The organism is Arthrobacter sp. LjRoot78 (assembly GCF_964254335.1).
Lineage (GTDB): Bacteria > Actinomycetota > Actinomycetes > Actinomycetales > Micrococcaceae > Arthrobacter.
Map to the genome: position 1 here is coordinate 3,891,051 of NZ_CAXUTG020000001.1, position 16,681 is coordinate 3,907,731.

Consider the following 16,681-nt stretch of genomic DNA (forward strand, 5'->3'; position numbering starts at 1 on the left):
CGTTTAGCAAGTAGTCAAGTCGCTAATAACAGGTAGTCACCCCTGTAGAGCTCGAACTCTCGGCGCCGATAGACTGGCTCCTCATCGCATCCTGCGGCGGATTCTCCTCCACCTGAACGAAGGATCGAATCATGAATGAGGCATCGGGACTAGCTAGTGTGATCCCCGCGCATAAGGATCCACTGCACTTGCACCGTCCGATTGATGTCCTCGAACCGTCTCCGACTTCCCGGCTCAGCATGCGGCGGCTCAGCATGCGGCGGGGACGTGGCCGCTCGACTGGTCTTCGCCCAGGCGGGTCGAGGAATCTGCGACTCCATGCACTGCTGACAGCACTGCTTCTTGCGGTGGGTCTCATGGTGGTGCCGATTGCGGCGTCGGCTGCTGAGGGTGATGTGGGAGTTCAAGGTCCGTCGCATTCGGGGACGGGGACACCGACGGGTACGAAGCGGGCGACGAGTTCCCTGTGGTTCAACGACGGGGTCTGGTGGGGGAACCTGTGGGACACTGCCAGCTCGGATTTTCATATCTTCCGGTTCAATGCCGCGACGAGCGCGTGGGTCGATACGGGTGTGGCGACGGAGCCGCGGGCGGACACTCATCATGACGTGTTGTGGGACGGGACGACGCTGTATGTGGCGAGTTATCGGTTCATCAACGACGGCCTGCCGGCTGAGGCGAACTTTCCGACGACGATGCGGCGTTTCAGCTACGACTCGAGTAGCAAGACGTACTCGCTGCTGAGTTCCACAAACATCAACAACTACCGCGTTGAGACCCTGACCATCGATAAGGACTCGACTGGTCGGGTGTGGGCCACGTGGCAGCAGGGGAACAAAATCTTTCTGAACGTCACTGGCACGGATGGCAAGACCTGGGGGACGCCATTCCCGCATCCCGCGTCGTTGAGCAACGTGTCTGTGGACGACACGTCGGCTGTGATCGCGTTCGGACCCGGCAATATGGGTGTGATGTGGAGCCGGCAGGTCGGTGACTCCACCGACGGCATGTACTGGAGCTACCACGTCGATGGAACGCCGAACACCAACTGGACCACTCCTGTGGCGGCGGTGTCGGGGCAGCAGAGCGGCGATGACCACATGAATCTGAAGTGGCTGGACTCCTCAGGTGGTCGGGTTTTCGCCGCCGTCAAGACGTCGTTCACGTCGGCTCCTCAGCCGCTGATCCAGCTGCTGTCATTGACTGGCACGACGTGGTCGGCCTACCCGATCGCGGCAGTGTCGGAGTGCCCCAACCGGGTGATCGTCTTGATTGATGAAAGTACGCAGATGCTGCGTACTTTCGCTTCCTATCCGAAGCCGGGTGGCACGACGAACGCTGGTGTCTGCACTAGCTCGGGGGGTGCGACCTACGAGAAGTCCACGCCGCTGGACAACATCAACTTCACCACCGCGAAGACGGCCCGTATCGTGGACGCCGACCAGTATGTCCACAACGTGACGTCAACGAAGCAGAACCTCAACAGTGCGTCGCGGGGCACTGCCAATAGCGGTGTGCTCGTGCTGGCCGATGTGAACGCCACGAGCCGGTACTGGCACTTTTACGACCCGAGCGTCGGTGGTGGGGGTAGTGATACGACCGCTCCGACCGTGACCGGTATGTCTCCAGTTGCTAGCGCGACTGGCGTGGCGGTGACGGCAAATGCGGCCGGCTCGTTCTCGGAGGCGATGGATGCGTCGACGCTCACATCGGACACGTTCACGTTGAAGGCTGGGGCGACGACGGTGCCGGCCGCTGTGACGTACAACAGCACGGACAAGGTTGCGACGTTGAACCCGGATGCGGACCTGGCGCCGGGTACGACGTACACGGCCACGATCCGGGGCGGCACCGGTGGGGTCAAGGATGTTGCCGGTAACGCGGTGGCGTCGGACGAGACGTGGAACTTCACCACGGCTTCCGGGGGCGGCAGCACGTCCGAGACAGTCACGCTCACGGCCACCGCTGACAGTTATGTCTTGAGCATGGCGACGGGGACGAACTATGGGACGAGTACCACGTTGGGTGTGGACAACAGCCCGGTGGAGGTCACGTACGTGAAGTTCGACCTGTCGGCGTATGCGGGCAGGACCCTGGAGAGTGCGACGTTGGAGCTGCGTATCGCCGGGAACGGGTCAACGGGTAAGCAGAACGTCAAGCTGGTCGCTGATGACAGCTGGACGGAGGGCGGGATCACTTACAACAACCGTCCGGCACTCGGCACCAGCGTCGGCACGCTCGGCCCGACAACGACCAACACCAGCTACAGCGTTCCGCTGACGGTCAGCGCCCTGACCGGTGGGCTCGGCCAACAGCTCTCACTTGGTTTGGACTCCAGCAGCACCGACGCCGTGGACATCAACTCCAAGGAGGCCGGCAGCATGCTCGCACCCAAGCTGGTGCTAACGCTGAACTAGGTCGCGGCTGGCATCAGACGCCAAGTGCCGGGACGTCATCCGTGAGGAGGCGGTCCCGGCACTGCCTTTTTACACCTGCCGTCGGCAAGCCCGGGCGGCGAGGCAGCCGGGCGGTGCGCTGACACGGGTCCGGCTCAGCCACCGTCCGGACGCCAGTACCTTAGCCCGCCACTGGTGGCGCCGTCGCGGGCGACATCGACCACGGCGTACGGGAACGCCCGACGGTCCGACTGGTCAGGTCCGCGACCGCGGACGTCCGAACACCATGTGCCGGTGTTGACGTACCGGGTGGGGCAGGCCTCGAGCTCCGATTCGAGGGCCCTGTGCGTGTGGCCAGAGATGTACCAGGCCACTCCGGAACGGTGCACCTCGAGGGTACGCGCGAACCGGCCCGCTGCAGCAGGAGCCTCGTCACCGGCGATGCTGCGCCCGGCGGCCGCGAGCACCATGCGGATCGCGGTGCGCGGGAGCGCCGACACCGTCCGAAACCGGGACAGGCGCGCCAGTTCCCGAACGGCCGCCTCGTCGAGCGCGAGGCGCAGCGACTCGTTCTGCAACAGCTCGTCATACGCGCGCTCCCGGACGCGGCGTTCCGCCCGCTCGGACGCCAGGCAGGCCCGGGCAACCGCCCCCGCACGGGTCAGGCGCGACCTCGACGGATGGGCGTTCCAGGCGGCGAGCGGTGGTAGGTCCAGCTCGTCGGTGCCATTGACCGCCGTGCGGAGCAGCTCGGGTATCCGGTGCAGCGCGTGGTGCTGGTGCCCGTGCTCGGCCACGAGCACACGGGGCACGTGCAGGAACCACGGGTGAACGCGGACCCGCGCGGGCTCGAGGGGTGACAGCAGCGCCGACAGGCGGGCGGCAACGGCGGGCCGGGCCAGCTCCACGTCGTGGTTACCGCACACGAAGTGGAGCTGCACGCCGCGCGCCGCACACGCCTCCAGCGCCCGGAACGTGTCGGGGTGGCGGGCGAGGATCGACTCGAGCCGTGCCACGCTCTCGTCCTCGGCGTACCCGACCAGCTCGAACGTGTCTCCGACGAAGACGACGTGCTGCTGCGGACCGGAGGCTGCGAGCACGTCTCGGCGCAGGAACTCGGGCAGCATTCTGCCAGGGCACCGGGGGTCGTCGTCCGCCACGCCCAGGTGGAGGTCGCTGAGGAGCCACCACCGCGCCGTCCGGCTCACGTGAGCAGTCCCAGCACGCGTGGAAGGAAGAGGAGCAGGTACATCGTCCACATGACGGCGACGACCTTGGGGCTCACCGTTCGGCCGAGGAGCTTCGGGCGTGTGGGCCGGGCGGTGTCCGGTCCGGCGCGTCGGACCTCGAGCGCGACGAGGGTGACGAGCAGGGCGGCAGTCGCGAGTAGTCCCGCCAGATCGATCATGACGCCGACTCCTGCCGTGCGCGTGCCATGCACGCGAGGACGGTGATGATGCCCATCGTGACGACGCACGCCTGCCACGACCACACAGCGAGGTAGAACATCGCCGTAGACACCGCCGTGAGCGCGGCGAGGCCGAGCGCCAGGACGAGCAGCGCGCCGAGCGCGAGGTCATCCACCTGCGTGAGTCGGGCCAGTGCCTGCCCCGGGAGCAGCACGAGGACGGCTGTCGCGGCGACCGCCTGCAGCGGTGTCGGCAGCCCGACGAGCGTCACCAGCGCCAGCGCGACGGCCGCGACACCGAGCGCCACGGTGGGCCGGCTGACGCCGCCGCCGCTCATGGCGCCACCCGGTACACGCGTGCGTCGACGTTGCTGAACGCGAGCTCCACGCCGTCCTGAGCGCTCAGCCACTCCTCCAGTTCGGCGAAGCCGCGCGCGCTGCTGGCGCCCTGGAGTATGAGACTCGCCTCCGACGAACGCGTGAGCAGCACGAGGGCACCGGCGGAATTGTGCCGGGCGTAGCCATAAACGAGTGGGCCGCACGTCGCCGCCGACAAGTCGGACGGGCACAGCTCGTCGATGGTCCGGTACCGGTGTTCGAGGTAGGCCTCGCTGCGCCACGGTGTCGGGTGCGCAGCCGAGATGATCGCCGAGCCGGGGGGCGCGAGACGCTGCACGGCGGCGACAGCGGCGATCTCACCGTCGGTGAAGACGTCATACCGGGCGTTTCCGAACCGGCCCGTCACGGTCAGCACGGCCAGCAGGAAGCAAGTAAGCGCAAGGCATACGGCGGCGCGGGAGGAGGGGCATCTGCTGCCATCCGTGGGAAGCAGGACCGAGCACGCCTGCATGGCCACGAAGGGCAGCGCGAACAGCGAGACGCGGATGAGCATCTCCCCGCCGTACGACTGCGCGGGGAAGAGCAGCAGTGGGCTAACGGCGAGGAGAACCACCCGGATGTCGAGACGCCCTCTGCGCCAGTCGCGCACCGCCCCCGCCGCGGCGAGCGCCCACAGCACGAGGGTGAGAACGACCCGGAGCTGCACCACGAGCATGTGCCCATCGGTCCCGCTCATGCGGTCGACGACGTTCGCCGCGGTCGCGGCCTGCAGTCCTGCGTCCGCCAAGGGTGGATGCCCGATGAGGTATGCACTCGCGGGGTAGACGAGCCAGAGCGCCAGCACGACCCCGGTGATCAGGGGCAGCCGGCTGGGCCAGACACGTCCGCTCAGGGTGAGAGCGGTGATGGCGATGAGCACCATAAACGGCGTCAGCTGATGGCTCGCGCAGATGACCGCGACGAGCAAGAGGGTCACCGCGAGGGCGCCCACCCGGTGCCCCGGCCGGGGCTCGGCGGCCGACCGCCCTCGCCACCACGCCGCCAGGTCGGCGCGTCGGAAACCGCGGAGCACGGGGGGCCGCGCGGCCAACGGGCCGACGACCAGCGCGACGACGACGAGGTACAGGAAGAAGCCGAAGGCCTGGGGAGACAAGTAGTCCTGGTCCTGCCAGTTGCCGAGGCAGAAGACCCAGAGCACGAGCCAGCGCCGTCGCGGATCGCTCGTCAGGTAGCGCGTCAGCACGGCCAGGGCAGCCAGCCACAGACCCATGTCGACTACCGGTGCCCACAAGGCAACGGCCACAGGGTCGAGACCGGTCGCCCGGAGCACCGTCGCCAGGAGGGCGAAGAAACCAGGCCAGTTGAAGTACGCGTCGATGTCCGGGTCGATCCCCTGGGTGCGCGAGAGGGCGTCGGCGATGCCCAGATGACGGAACGCGACCTCACCCCGCGGTACGTCCGTCACGAAGGCTGCGGTCCCGAAGAGCACGAGCACGAGCACCGCGACGAGCCAGATCATGACCGGGCGGCGTGCCGGGCCCGCGGCATCCCCCCGCAGCGCCACGACGAAGGCGATGTTCAGAAGCAGGACCCCCGCCCAGAACGGGTAGGGCAGCACTGCGACGAACCCCAAATCGCTGTTCACGGGCACGGCCACCGTGGAGGCGGCCCCCGCGGCAAGCGCCAGCGACACGACGCCCGCCAGTGCGCACCACACATCACGGGGCTTCCAGCGTCCCCGGGTGGGGCTGGTCGTATCGGGCGTGATGATCATCGCGCTGGTCATCGTGCGTCCTGCGTGACACGCCGAAGGACGGCGACCAGCCGGAGGCCGACCGCCGCGGCCCCGATTGACAGCACCACCAGCCATGCAAGGGCCATGGCGGTGGGGCCCTTGTCGGCGGCCAACAGCGCTGAGGCGCAGAGGGCGACTCCGAGCACCACGCCGACCACGATCGCCTCCGCGTAGCGACCGCGGGCCCGGCACACGGCGTTGTAGGCCTGCAGCACCGCGTACGGCACCAGTCCGGCCGCCAACAACCGTAGAGCGCCGGCGGACGAGTCGGCGTACCGCTCCCCCAGCAGACTGAGCAGCGGGTGAGCGAAGAGCACAAGGACGGCGGCAGCCACGCCTCCTACGGCGAGCGACCAACGGAGACTAGCCAAGGTGGTCGACACTAGGCGGTCCGGGTCGCGGACACCCTCGGAGAACTGGACGATGCCCATCAGCATCGGAGCGGTGTAGGCGGCCCAGGCCATCATCCATGCGGGATACCAGTAGGCAGCGGCCTCTGGCGCTACCATGTGCGCGAGCAGGAGTGGCAGCATCAGCCCGGGGGCGCGCTCCGTGAGGGTGAGGAGCTGGTGCGGAATGCCCAGCGCCAGCAGTGGACGGCCGCGCGCCAGACGTAAGGACGGTCGCGGCCGGTAGCCGATTAGTCTTCGCAGCTGGACGGCACCGACGACGCACGTCACGGCCGTCCCTAGGGTCCAGCAGGCCATCAGAACGTCGGCGGAGGCGCCGTGCGCCCACAAGGCCACGAGCGCCGCGGCCCCGAGTGAGATCCCGCCACCCAATGCGTACCTCGAGGTCGCGCTGGCACCGCGTCCCAACGCCACAAGCGCCTGGTCCAGCACGATGCCCAGGGTCCCGGTGACGGCAGCCACGAGGAACGTCAGCCAGAAGAGAACCGATACCGAGGCCGTGTCCGGCGTCGCGGCCGACTGCAGCACGAGGTAGCCGAGGGCCAGCACGGTCCCGGCTACCCCCACGATGGCGAACGCCGCGTCCAGCACCCGCGCGGGCGACTCTCCTCGCCCCACCGCGACGATCACGGCCGAACCGGCGCCCAGCACCGCGAGCTGAGTGCAGATCATCACCGCCGAGACCGCGGCCGTGGTGAGCCCGACCTCGCGGTCGGACGTCGCATTCGCGGCCACGACCCAGAAGGCGAAACCCGTGCCCGTTTGGGCGGCCTTGGCCACGACGAGGCCGAGCGAGCTGCGCAGCGGGGAGTGCCGGACGGTCGATGCGTCCGTCACAGCGGTCCCCCCTTCAGCGCTCACGACGCGAAACCCTTTACCAGGCCCGCGTAGTTGTACCAGCAGAAGGCGACGTAGTACCGCAGCCACCGAGGCTGGCCAGCAGCGAGGCTCAAGGCGCTGCCCCGGACTGCCGCGGCGGCGGGCAGCAGCGCCAGCCTCGCACCGCGCCAGCCGTGCTTGCGGATCATCCGTCCCAGTCCCGTTCCGTCCATGAGGAACTGGTCGAGCGCGAAATCGAAGTCGTCTGCGGCGAAGCGATGTTCGACGACGACCCGGCGTGACACACCCGTTCGCAGCCCTGACTCCCGCATTCGCCAACGCAGCTCGATGTCCTCCCCCGACTTGAACGAGTCGTCGAACCCCATGCTGAGCATCAGGTCTCGGTCGACGATCGTCGCCACGAGCCCGAACCAGTTGCGGCTGCGGCCGGTGCGATGGTGATGTGCCAGCGCCTGCCCCCAGTAGCCTGGTCCAGCGACACTCTCTAGACCGGCTTGGAGGGCGTCGTAGCCGCCCGCGACCAGCTCCGTGAGCAGGTCGGCGACCCCCGTGGGCCCGAACACGACATCGGCGTCGACGAGCAGGACCCAATGGGTGCTGCTGCTCATCACTCCGAGAGTTCGAGCCCAGGGCAGGCCGCGCCCCTCGTCACTCAGGACCCGGGCACCGGCCGCGAGGGCGAGGTCGACGGTGCGGTCAGTGGAGCATCCGTCCACCACGATGATCTCGGCCACACCGGACTGACGCAGGGCCTCCAAACAGCGAGGGAGCAGGTGTTCCGCGTTGCGGGCCGGAACGACGGCGGTGACTTCGGCAGGGCGGTGGTCCACGGCGTCCACCCCTCAGACCTGCTCGTCGAGGACCGACGGCAGCAGCTGCTCGAGATGCCGGACGATGTCGTCCGACGCTTCGTCGGCCGAGTACGCGGAGGGCACCTGCAGCAGGTGGCAGGGACGTCCGTCGAGCGCTTTGGTCAGCACGACCCCCTTAGCAGCGAAGTGCTCGCGCCACGGGACGACGGACGTGGCCGCCAGGCCGGTCACAACCTGCTGCGAGAAGCCCGCCATCTCGATGTGGAAGTTGCCGATCATGCGGTCGACCATCCAATCGGTGGTCCGCTCTACGATCCGAGTCCGGGTGCCCTCGAAGCGCTCGACATAGATGGCGGCCGCGAGTGGGGCCGAGGTGGTCACTTCCCGCCCAGGGAATGCGGTCCCAGCCTCGACCATGCGGTGCTCCGGCGACCACCGGCGGGAGAAGTCCGCGAGGCGCGGATAACGGATGACGTACGGGTGCACCAGCGTGGTGAGACGGCCGACGCTCTGCGAAAGCCCTGAGGGGACGAGGGGCTTCCGGACACCTTCGAACAGGTGGGGGTAGATCGCCCGGTGGTGCGGCTTGATGAACATCGGCTTCGCGTAGCCGAGCAGCGTGGCGTCCTCGGCGAGGAAGGCCCAGTCGTCGCCCATGAACGACCATCCCTCGCGCCGCATCAGCTTGGCGGCGGTGCTCGTCTTACCGGTCCCTCCGGCGGCGGGAAGCGCGATCGCGTGGCCACGGTAGGCCATCGTTGCCGCATGGATCATGGCGGCTCCTCGACCGATCATGGCGGCATCGAGAACCGGGACCACGGAGGTCAACAGCTCGCCCGCCCCGTGGATGCGCCATTGCTCTGCGTCCCTCACGACCTGGACCCGATCGGCATTGAAACGCACGCTGCTCTCCGTGTACGCAAGCTCGTGCTCGAGTAGACCCGCATCCGGCATGGGCTCAGGCCGGTCATCGACGACGATGTCGGCCGGCCGTTCGGCATCCGTGGCGAAACACGCCAGCATGCTCCGGAGTTGGGGTGCTGCCGGCGCCTTTGCGTCGACGCTGATCGTGACGCGGCCGTGGATGTCGAAGTGGAGTGCCTTGGTCTGCGAAGTGCGCATTGTCGTCCCCTGTCTGGGTGGTGTCGGTCAGATGGTGTTGTTGGTGTTGCTGGTGTGGACGGTGTCCGCAGTGTCGTCGCGGTGGCCCATTGCGGGAACCAGCTCATGGGCGGGACCTTGGGCGTCTGGGAGCATCTGGCTTAGGCTTTGGCTCACTGGACTTCCCTCAACGGCGAGCGAAGGGGAGTTGTGCTGGTCGGGCGTGCCATCGAGACGTGGGCGAGCCGGCGCCCCCGCACGTATCCTGCGGATGTGGCTACCAGAACTGCCACCACCGCCCCGGCTCGCGCAAGGCCTTTGGAGTCTCTCCCCGTTGTCCAATCGCTGAGCCCGGAAAAGACGGCCCGGGGCAAGACGCTTCGGACATAGCGCCGCTCCGGGCCCAGGGCCCGCTTGTGGCCCACAATATGGCTCACCTGTGCTTTGGAAATGCCCTCAGACCACGAACGCGACAGCATATAGCGGAAGCTGCCTCTGTGTGCGGGCACATGGTGACGCACCAGGGCGGCAGGCTCGTAGACAATGCGCGAACCTGGGGATCCAATGATGGACCGGATGCAGATCTCGGTTTCCTCGCAGCCCAGGGGCTTGGCGCCCTGACGCCCAAGGGCAACGTTGAAGCCACCCACCTGTCGTACGACTTCGAGCCGAAAGGACATGTTTGCGCCAATAACATTGCGCACCTCGGAGGCGACCTTGGGCATTCCGCGGTGGCTGCACCCGACGATCCAATCAAGCTCCTCGCCGAAGTGGCCGGGACGTCCTCTCTCCCAGAGCGGTTCAACGCGGCCACCCACACCCAGCACATCGACGTCGTCGTAGAGCGCCATCAGCCGTTCGAGCCAATCGGGAGCTGCAACGGCGTCGTCGTCCAGGAATGCCACGACGTCGGATGTCACTAGGCTTACGCCGGTATTCCGGGCTCCGGACAGTCCCTTCGGTCCTGAATTTTCCACGAGGGTTACGTCCTTCACCGTGGCGATGAGGCGCTTGTAGAGGTTCACATTGTGGTCCACCACCACAATGAGCTGCTGCGGGGCGTGACTCTGCTTGTTGACGGAGTCAATGACATCCAGCAGAAGGCTCCAACGCTCCTCTGTGTAGGAGCAGATGACCACGGATACCGTGGGCGGTTGAATGGAATTAGACACGTTAGGCTCCTTCTGCCAGTGCCAGTACGCTCTGCGGATCCGTGGGGGTCCGGGGGAAACGCACGTTTGGATAGCTGTACTTGACGCGCCGCAGTGCCTCGGGACGGGCACCGGCCGTGGGCGCCTCCCAGTTGCTGGACTCGCTTGCGAGCGTCCGCAGGACCCTCCACCCGTCACGGAACGTCTGCAGGTTCGAAACACCCGATATGCGTTCAAGTTCGATGCTGGGTACTTCGGCGATGCGCAGGCCGGCTTTGGCCGCCCGCACAATCAGCTCAGTCTCGATTTCGAAACCATCGGAAGCCAGCTGCAAGACCTCCAGGCATTCCCGGCGAAAGGCTATGTACCCGTAGCAGAGGTCCGAGAAGTTGCTGCGGAGCACGGCATTCGCCAGCTCCGTCAAGGCCCGGTTGCCGGCGTTGCGCAGCCAGGTCAGGTCCTCGGAGCCGCCCCCAGTGACGTAGCGGGAGCCTTTCACGAAGTCATAGTCATGTTGCAGGGGCGAAACAAACCAGCCGATTTCCTGGGGGTCCATGCTTCCGTCCGCGTCCAGCATGACGATGAGGTCCCCCGAGGCTGCGGCGAATCCGGCCCGGACTGCGATGCCTTTCCCCTTCCTCGGCTCGGCCACGACCACCACGTCGTCCCGAAGGGCCCGGGCAACAGCCACGGTGTGGTCGTGTGAGCGACCGTCCACTATCACCACCTCGTCCACGTACGAGGGCATGCGACGAAGCACCCAAGGTAGATTCATTGCCTCATTCAACGTTGGGATAACAACGCTCACTGAAGCTGTCGGTAACGGAACAACCGGCTCGGATAGAGAAATAGGAAAGCGACTGGGAATAGACATTAGCCTCACCACTTCATGACAATTTGAGGAATTTGGTGGCTTTACGAGATTCGGCAACGGGCGCCTAATCTTCCAATTCAGCGGGACGGATTGTTTTACCCGTGAATAAATCCTGGCCATGATTTCTCATTGCCCGTGAACTGATTCGTCGAGCCTATGCGGGCGCCCAAGGGTAGTAACGAGTGGTCAATACCTGTTTTTGTTAACTTGGGCACCTAGCGGATCTCTGGGCGCTACGGTGCTTCTCGGCCAAGCAATTTGTGGCGAGATGCCCGGTAACAGGGCGTTAATACTTACGAAATCTTCGGCTCCTCCGGCCCGCACGGGTACCCCGTGGACGGGGAGGGGTCCCACCAGGCCGGCGCGGGGTGCGTGCCGCACCGAGTTAAAGCGCTGCCCGGCGTAAACAGTCGGAATTGGGGTTCCTATTCAGCTAGCGACGACCTAAGATTCCGCAAAGAAGGGTTCTTAATTCGCAGTTGTGATGATGTGCGCCATCACCTCAACTCGCTGAGATATTCATCTCCCAGAAGAAACAGCGAAAATGACCAACCATCACCAGGCGGCATAAACTGGGACGCTCTGTTCGTGATCCCCGGCTTGCATGGGCGCATGGACGGAGCGTTGGGAGGTATCAGGCGGAGGGCGGCCCTCAAACCCGCAAGCTAGCGGTGAGCCGCCCGTCATCTTGCCGAAACGCGACCGGTCATCGCCCACCCATCACGCCGTCAAAGCGCCCCAGTTAACATGCTCGAAACAAGACCGTCATGTGATCTTCACGCTGGGCCCGTTCCTGTAACTTACCCGCAACCTAGCGCCCCATTATCGGAAACACGAAGCGTGAAACATTGAGCGGGGGCGTGGCCCGGAATCACTCGAGGTCCCGTACGGAAGACTTGATGAGAAGGGACACGCAGGTGGAAATCACTGCGGAAAACGTCTGGCTGATGCTGTCGTCGGCCATGGTGCTGTTCATGACCCCCGGCCTCGGCCTGTTCTACGGCGGCATGACCCGCGCCAAGGCGGCGCTCAACATGATCATGATGAGCTTCATCTCGGCCGGCATTGTCGGCGTCGTGTGGGTCCTGTGGGGCTACTCCATGACCACCGGCGACGGCATCCTCGGCCTGTTCGGTAACCCCTTCGCCAACTTTGGCCTGCAGAACCTCATGGGCTCGCCGGACCTCATGAAGGCGGCCTTCAGCGCCACCTTCGCCATCATCACCGTGGCCCTCATTAGCGGCGCCATCGCGGACCGCGCCAAGTTCAGCGCCTGGGCGGTCTTCGTCCCCATCTGGATCACCCTGGTTTACTGCCCGCTGGCCTACATGATCTGGGGCGGTGGCCTCATGAGCGCAGGCGGCGCCCTCACCGCAGTCTTTGGCCAGGTGATCGACTTTGCGGGCGGCGCCGTCGTCGAGGTCAGCTCGGGAACCGCCGCTTTCGTCCTCGCATTGATCGTGGGAAAGCGCCAGGGATTCGCCAAGGATCCCAACCACCGGCCGCACAACATCCCGTTCATCATGCTGGGTGCCGCCATCCTCTGGTTCGGCTGGTTCGGCTTCAACGGCGGTGCCGCCACCACTGCCGAACAGGCCGGCCTCATCTGGGTCAACACCCTGGTCGCACCGGCCGCAGCCATGCTGAGCTGGCTCGTCACCGAGAAGATCCGCCACGGGCACCCCACCTCCCTCGGTGCCGCTTCAGGCGTGGTTGCCGGCCTGGTGGCCATCACCCCGTCCTGCGCCAACATCAGCCCCCTCGCAGCGCTGGGCCTGGGCCTCGTGGCCGGTGCGGCCTGCGCGGTCTTCGTGGACCAGAAATACCGGTTCGGCTTCGACGATTCGCTGGACGTCGTGGGTGTCCACTTCGGAGCCGGCGTTATCGGCACGCTGTCGCTTGGCTTCATCGCCCTGCCGGTGGACGGTGTGGGCGGCGGCCTCCTCTACGGCGGCGGAACACAGCAGCTCGTGGCCCAGATCGTCGCCGTCCTGGTCACCATCGCCCTGTCCGGCCTGGGCACGTTGGTCATCGGCCGCGCCATCCACAGGACCGTCGGCTTCCGCGTCAGCGAGGAAGCCGAGAACGCGGGCGTGGACCTTTCCGAACATGCCGAGACGGCCTACGCATTCGGTGAACTGTCCCGCAGCCGGTTCAACCCCTTCCATCACCCGCTGCCCGTTCCGGCAACAACCAACGCTCCGGCAACTGCCCAGGCACAGGAAAAGCAAGACAGCCTGGTGTAGCCGCCTTGCCGGTTGGAGTTGAGGGGCCGGCGGCGGTCTTTGGGAAGGCCCCCCGGACGTGCCGGGAGTCGTGCCGTCGGCCCTACCACTATCTTAGGAACCGGCGCGTTGCCGGACCATAGGCCGTAATGCCCTAACCGCGCACAGGGACGCGGCAATTAGGTCACACGTTTGGGTCTTTTTGATCCGGCCGGACAGGCCTACCGTGGGTCACAGGGAGCAGCCCGCCCGGGCAGCCGAACCACGGAGGATCTTTCTATGACAACGCACGTCGCAGACTGCAGTGTTTCCAACTGTTCCTTCAACGACCACTCGAATTGCAACGCCGCCGCCATCACCGTCGGCGGGACCCAGGATCATGCATCCTGCGCCACCTTCATCGACACCGGCATGCACGGCGGACTGCCAAAGGTCCTGGCCGACGTCGGAGCCTGCCAGCGCTCCGAATGCGTCCACAACGACCACCTGATGTGCAAGGCCCCCGAGGTCCATGTGGGTCCGGGCGCCGACAACGCGGACTGCCTGACATATTCGCACGCGTAGCGGGCGGGGCCAGGCGCGCCCGGCTAAAGCAGAGGACGACGTCGGGACTTCCCGCCGTCGTCCTCTTGCGTTCCTGGCTGCCTCAGTCAGCGGCCGCGGATGCCGGGTGTCAGTCGCCTCTCAGCCATCGCTTGCCGGCGGTTCGGGTTCGGACTTTTCCAGCCAGTTCACTACGCTGCTTCCGCCGTGCGCCCGGTTGAGCGTCTCCTGCAGGGCATCGGCTTCCTGCGCCGCAAGGTCCAGTTCGGACACGGCGGTCATCACGCCCCGGGCGCTTTCATTGTGCGGGCGGGAGTAGTGCGTTCCCGCAGCCGCCGCCCGGTGCCATTCGGCCAGTTCCCGGATGGCCTGCGCGATTGAGCCCTGCGTTTCCGTGAGGCTCCGGAGGATCTCGTGGCTGTCCGATGGAGTGTCCAGGTTCCTGGTGGCACGGGCCAGATAGCGGGCCGCCTCCTGCATCTGCTGCGCCGCGCGCCGTGGTCCGTTTGTCTCTGACACCGTCCTGCTCCTTCGCCTGGCCCGTCATCCGATGGACTCATTGTCCTCCACTCCCGCGGCCCCGGTAGGCCGGAATGGTTCTTGACAGCGCTGCGGCTCCGGGCGCTAGATGATCAGTAGTGGGGGTCCCGCGTCACCGCAGCAACCACAGAAACCCCAGCAACACAGCAAAAGGAGCGGACATGAGCGAGAATCCAAAGACGTCGGAGCGTGTCCACAGCGAGGCTCCGGCCGAAGGCGACGTGAACGCGGATCCACGGGACATCCGGGCGCATTCGCAGGACCCGGCCGAAGGAGCCGACATCACAGTCGCCGACCTTGCAGACGGGGCAGCCGCCGAAAGTTGAATGGTTGTGGACATTGTCGAGTTCCTGTCCGAGCGCATCAGGGAAGACGAGGCAGCGGCCCGGAAAATCCTCAGTGACCGCACGGTCTCCGAATCGGGGCGATGGTACGAACACCGCCTGCTGCTGGAGTGCGAGGCGAAGAAGAGGGTCATCCGGATCGTCGAATCAGCCCGGCAAACGGCGCTTGCCACCATGGTCAGCGACCCCTTCGAGGAGGAGTCCCGCTGGATCCCAGAAGCGATCGAATGGACCACCCGATCGCTGAAGGCGCTGGCGCTGCCCTATGCCGATCACCCGGACTTCGAGGAGGACTGGCTGTAGGTCGGCGGAGTTAGCCCGCGGGCCGCAAGGACGTAATCATCCGCTTGATGCTGCGGTACTCGGGCGTCTCCAGGTAGATCTTGGCCTTCTCCAGATAGGGCAGGGACTCGTCCCCGGGAGTGTCATTGTTCGCCGGATTGTAGAAGGCCCCGAACATGGCTGCATTCGGCGGCCAGGTGAAGAACTGGAAGATGGCGCAGGCCGAGTCCCCCGCCGGCGGAGGACCGGACGTGATCCCGTACGCCGCAGCCGGGGTGTCTGCCGGCCCCGGGGCGGTGGCGTTTCCCCGGGTCTCATAGACGAACCGCGGCGTGGCGCCTTTCAGGGTCAGCGCCGTCAGGTCCTGGGAGTCGAGCACGGAGTATGGGTACCGGTCCACGCAGGTGGACCCTGTTGCCATGTTGGTCCGAAGCGTGGCCAACGGTTTTCCTTCCGCGTTGGAGACCTCCGCGAAGGCGCCTCCTCCCTCCGCCAGTTCCCCTGCCGGATCCCTGACGCTCCATGTGGCGGGAAGGTCGAAAATGAGCTGCCCGTCCGTCGTCGTGTACGTGGTCCATGCCGCCGACTCAGTGGCCGCCGACTCAGTGGAGGTCCCCCCGGCAGCCGCCGTCTTCGTACCGTCCGGGGTATGCGTTGCGCCTGACGGGGCGGCGGCTGGCGCGGACGCCGGCAGGTCGCTCGCGGATTCCGTAGGCGGCCCAGGAGGCCCGGGTTGCTGGCCGCAGCCGGCAAGCAGGAAGGCGAAGACAAGAACGACGGGCAATGCTAAGTGGGACGAAGCCGACGTGCGCATGCCAACCTCCAAGGGCCGCGAGATGGTCCCTTTATTGTGGCCCTGTCACCATCCGCCGTTCCAGATCCGCCGCCACCAGGATCGCTTCAGTTCAGGCTCCGCCGGTTGCGCGGCTGCGGCTGCGGCTGCAGCTGCAGCGCGGCGTTCGCGCCAGCGTTCCACCTCGGCATCAATGTCACGGGTCTTGGTGACGACGGGCGGTCCGCCTTGGAGCTGGCGGCGGGCATCGATCACACGCTTGTTGAAGTCCGCCAGGATGTCGCGGACCTGCTTCTCGGCATACTGGGCGTCGAGCCTGGAATCCAGTTCTGCGTCTTCGGTCCGAAGGAGGATGGCTTTCGGACCCATACCGGTGAGGTTCTCGCGCTGGATCAGGCCCTTGACCCACCAGTCGGGATCGTAGCCCTCGCCCAGCCCCGGGATGGGTTTGCCGGCGTACTTCAGGTTGTCGAACTTCCCCTGGGCCATGGCGTCCCGGATCAGGTATTCGGCCCGCTTGGCGTCGTCCACTTTCCGGAGCTTTTCCCGCTCTTTTTCCTCTGCGGCGGCGAGCTCGGCTTCCTCCGCGGCCGTCATGCCGGTTGCCCGGACGGCCCGCAGTTCGACGGCTCGTTCCAAGCGGCGCTTGAACGAGCTGCCGGCTCCTTCGCTGGTCATGTCCACACCGCCCCTGGCCGATCCTGAATAACCTGCCTTCCAGTATTCAGAGCCTCCGCGGGAGTTTCAATAAGGCGGTTGCGGGACCCGCGTGGGCGGGGCGGGCGGCAATCGGCACCCCGGCTTAAAGCGCTTCATTAATTTCCCCCA

At 66.1% G+C, this 16,681-nt stretch carries 18 protein-coding genes; 5 read left to right on the top strand and 13 right to left on the bottom strand.

The genetic code is table 11. The features are described 5' to 3' along the window. The first annotated feature begins 356 nt into the window (after positions 1-356). A complete protein-coding gene (locus tag ACSQ1X_RS18070) occupies positions 357-2,417 on the top strand; it encodes a CBM96 family carbohydrate-binding protein (protein WP_436058679.1) in 2,061 nt (686 codons plus the stop codon). Positions 2,418-2,551: 134 nt separating this feature from the next. Here ACSQ1X_RS18070 and ACSQ1X_RS18075 read toward each other — a convergent pair whose 3' ends face one another. The 10 genes from ACSQ1X_RS18075 to ACSQ1X_RS18120 form a co-directional block, all read right to left on the bottom strand. Further along, complete coding sequence (locus tag ACSQ1X_RS18075) at positions 2,552-3,322, bottom strand: hypothetical protein (protein WP_436058680.1); 771 nt, start codon at positions 3,320-3,322, stop codon at positions 2,552-2,554. 278 nt (positions 3,323-3,600) lie between these two features. Beyond that, on the bottom strand, positions 3,601-3,804 hold the full coding sequence (locus ACSQ1X_RS18080) for a hypothetical protein (protein WP_436058681.1): 204 nt from the start codon (positions 3,802-3,804) through the stop codon (positions 3,601-3,603). Further along, positions 3,801-4,142: a hypothetical protein gene (locus tag ACSQ1X_RS18085; protein ID WP_436058682.1), complete on the bottom strand. Its 342-nt coding sequence runs from the start codon at positions 4,140-4,142 to the stop codon at positions 3,801-3,803. Before ACSQ1X_RS18085 ends, ACSQ1X_RS18080 begins: the two co-directional genes overlap by 4 nt. Beyond that, positions 4,139-5,929, bottom strand: a complete 1,791-nt coding sequence (locus tag ACSQ1X_RS18090) for a glycosyltransferase (protein WP_436058683.1) — start codon at positions 5,927-5,929, stop codon at positions 4,139-4,141. The genes ACSQ1X_RS18085 and ACSQ1X_RS18090 overlap by 4 nt, the downstream gene beginning before the upstream one ends. Continuing rightward, positions 5,926-7,185: a lipopolysaccharide biosynthesis protein gene (locus ACSQ1X_RS18095; protein ID WP_436058684.1), complete on the bottom strand. Its 1,260-nt coding sequence runs from the start codon at positions 7,183-7,185 to the stop codon at positions 5,926-5,928. Before ACSQ1X_RS18095 ends, ACSQ1X_RS18090 begins: the two co-directional genes overlap by 4 nt. A gap of 20 nt (positions 7,186-7,205) precedes the next feature. Further along, positions 7,206-8,027 (bottom strand): glycosyltransferase family 2 protein, encoded by an 822-nt coding sequence (locus tag ACSQ1X_RS18100; protein ID WP_436058685.1) that lies wholly within the window; start codon positions 8,025-8,027, stop codon positions 7,206-7,208. Between the two features lie 3 nt (positions 8,028-8,030). Then, positions 8,031-9,122, bottom strand: coding sequence for a hypothetical protein (locus tag ACSQ1X_RS18105; RefSeq protein WP_436058686.1), 1,092 nt, complete (start codon positions 9,120-9,122; stop codon positions 8,031-8,033). Between the two features lie 27 nt (positions 9,123-9,149). Continuing rightward, complete coding sequence (locus tag ACSQ1X_RS18110) at positions 9,150-9,278, bottom strand: hypothetical protein (RefSeq protein WP_436058687.1); 129 nt, start codon at positions 9,276-9,278, stop codon at positions 9,150-9,152. Beyond that, positions 9,275-10,273 (bottom strand): glycosyltransferase family 2 protein, encoded by a 999-nt coding sequence (locus tag ACSQ1X_RS18115; RefSeq protein WP_436058688.1) that lies wholly within the window; start codon positions 10,271-10,273, stop codon positions 9,275-9,277. The genes ACSQ1X_RS18110 and ACSQ1X_RS18115 overlap by 4 nt, the downstream gene beginning before the upstream one ends. Before the next feature lies 1 nt (position 10,274). Continuing rightward, on the bottom strand, positions 10,275-11,126 hold the full coding sequence (locus ACSQ1X_RS18120) for a glycosyltransferase family 2 protein (protein WP_436058689.1): 852 nt from the start codon (positions 11,124-11,126) through the stop codon (positions 10,275-10,277). Between the two features lie 917 nt (positions 11,127-12,043). On the opposite strand from ACSQ1X_RS18120, the gene ACSQ1X_RS18125 reads away from it, so the two are divergent. Both ACSQ1X_RS18125 and ACSQ1X_RS18130 read left to right on the top strand, forming a co-directional pair. Beyond that, positions 12,044-13,372: an ammonium transporter gene (locus ACSQ1X_RS18125; protein ID WP_436059367.1), complete on the top strand. Its 1,329-nt coding sequence runs from the start codon at positions 12,044-12,046 to the stop codon at positions 13,370-13,372. A 258-nt stretch (positions 13,373-13,630) separates the two neighbouring features. Further along, positions 13,631-13,915 (top strand): DUF1540 domain-containing protein, encoded by a 285-nt coding sequence (locus ACSQ1X_RS18130; RefSeq protein WP_055807503.1) that lies wholly within the window; start codon positions 13,631-13,633, stop codon positions 13,913-13,915. Between the two features lie 120 nt (positions 13,916-14,035). Here the strand turns inward: ACSQ1X_RS18130 and ACSQ1X_RS18135 are convergent, their stop codons facing one another. Then, positions 14,036-14,413 carry a hypothetical protein gene (locus ACSQ1X_RS18135; RefSeq protein ID WP_436058690.1) on the bottom strand — a complete coding sequence of 126 codons (378 nt, stop codon included), beginning with the start codon at positions 14,411-14,413 and terminating at the stop codon, positions 14,036-14,038. A gap of 182 nt (positions 14,414-14,595) precedes the next feature. Here ACSQ1X_RS18135 and ACSQ1X_RS18140 point away from each other — a divergent pair, with 182 nt between their 5' ends. Next, positions 14,596-14,760, top strand: a complete 165-nt coding sequence (locus tag ACSQ1X_RS18140; protein ID WP_197024942.1) for a hypothetical protein — start codon at positions 14,596-14,598, stop codon at positions 14,758-14,760. Beyond that, a complete protein-coding gene (locus ACSQ1X_RS18145) occupies positions 14,761-15,081 on the top strand; it encodes a DUF6221 family protein (protein WP_235506141.1) in 321 nt (106 codons plus the stop codon). Positions 15,082-15,091: 10 nt separating this feature from the next. Here the strand turns inward: ACSQ1X_RS18145 and ACSQ1X_RS18150 are convergent, their stop codons facing one another. Both ACSQ1X_RS18150 and ACSQ1X_RS18155 read right to left on the bottom strand, forming a co-directional pair. After that, positions 15,092-15,874, bottom strand: a complete 783-nt coding sequence (locus ACSQ1X_RS18150) for a hypothetical protein (RefSeq protein ID WP_436058691.1) — start codon at positions 15,872-15,874, stop codon at positions 15,092-15,094. A gap of 45 nt (positions 15,875-15,919) precedes the next feature. Next, a complete protein-coding gene (locus tag ACSQ1X_RS18155; RefSeq protein WP_436058692.1) occupies positions 15,920-16,531 on the bottom strand; it encodes a DUF1992 domain-containing protein in 612 nt (203 codons plus the stop codon). Between the last annotated feature and the right edge of the window lie 150 nt (positions 16,532-16,681).